We start from the raw sequence: 1,589 nt of genomic DNA on the forward strand, positions 1-1,589 counted from the left end.
TATTTTAACCCAAAACAATTAAAATTACCACTATCATTTGATATAAAAATTCCATTTGATAGTGAAGCTCGAACATTTGACGAAGTATTTCGGAGGATTGATTTAAATAAATACATCGTAGCCGAGCCAAAAGTTGGTAGAATCGGCTATAATCCAGTCAATATGCTCAAATTGATATTGTTTTGTCAGATGGAAAACATCACAAGCCTAAGAGACATGGCAAAAGCCGCACAGCATGATATTAGAATTATGTGGCTCACAGATGAGCTAAAGCCATCCCATCAAACGATTAGTGAGTTTATGAAGCATCGTTTGAAAGATAGCATTGAAAAACTCTTCTATGATTTGAATCAATATATTATTGATCAAGAGAAAATCGATACGGATAGACTCTATATCGATGGTACGAAAATTGAAGCCAACGCAAACAAATACAAGTTCATCTGGAAAGGCTCAATTGAGAAATTTAGAGATAAGCTGTACAAAAAGATAAGCAAACAAATAAAAAAACTCAACGATCAATATCAAGAGATAGGGATCATCTTTCCGATTTATGAGACTTATGAAGTCAGTTATATTGAAAACATTTTAAAGTTTTTAGAGCGTGAAGTCGAACAAACAGGTATTTCATTTGTCTATGGAAAAGGTCAAAGAAAAAAAGCTTTACAAAGGGATTTTGAAAAGATATCTGAGTATTATATAAAAGTTAAGGAATATAACGACACGATCGATGTCATCGGACCCGATAGAAACTCATGTGCGAGAACCGATCATGACGCAACGTTTATGCGCATGAAAGAAGACCACATGAGAAATGGTCAATTAAAAGCGGGATACAATGTACAAATTGGTGTATCTGATGAATACATTATGCACTTAGATATTTTCCAAGAGAGAAATGATTATCAAACGTTTATCCCCTTTTTAGAAGGATACAGGAGAGCACAGGGAATCTATCCAAAATATCCAGTCGCAGATGCTGGTTATGGTGGACTAAAAAACTATCGATATCTTAAAGACAATCAGATGGAACTATATCAAAAGTATTCGATGTATCGTAAAGAAACAGCCAATCAAAAATATGCACAAGATCCAAGTAGACCTGTAAACTTCAAAAAAGATGAAGATGGCAACTTCTACGATGAAAACAAAGAAAAACTGACCTTCTTATGGAAAAACAAGAAGGGGAATGATGTATATGAAGTGCCTAGTTCAAAGCGTAGGGTAGAAATCAACGAAGAACTGTGGGCACTTCAAAAAGAAGCAAGAGAAAACCTTCAATCAGAACTCGGTATTGAACTTAGAGTAGAGCGCTCGATACAAGTTGAAGGTGCGTTTGGCATCATTAAAGATCAAATGAGATTTAGAAGATTTAAACGTCGTGGCATTCAAAATGTGAAATTTGAGTTTATGCTCATCGCAATTGGCTATAATTTAGCTAAATTTCATAACAAAAAATACAGAATCGTACAATAATTATCCACTGGAAAACTAAGGATTCTTAAGAATTCCTTTTAAACATGCCAGAAAACACCTGATTTTGATATGTTTTCCACAATGAGAAGGCTAAGATAAAGAAAAAAGGACTG

Annotated in this window: 1 protein-coding gene; it reads left to right on the plus strand. The window is 34.2% G+C overall.

The features are described 5' to 3' along the window. Positions 1-1,476 (plus strand): IS1182 family transposase (locus QJ521_RS09605; protein WP_282840263.1); only part of this gene is annotated, 1,476 nt, incomplete at its 5' end. Between the last annotated feature and the right edge of the window lie 113 nt (positions 1,477-1,589).

This window comes from Peloplasma aerotolerans, from assembly GCF_030012175.1.
Classification (GTDB): Bacteria; Bacillota_I; Bacilli_A; order Acholeplasmatales; family Acholeplasmataceae; genus Peloplasma; species Peloplasma aerotolerans.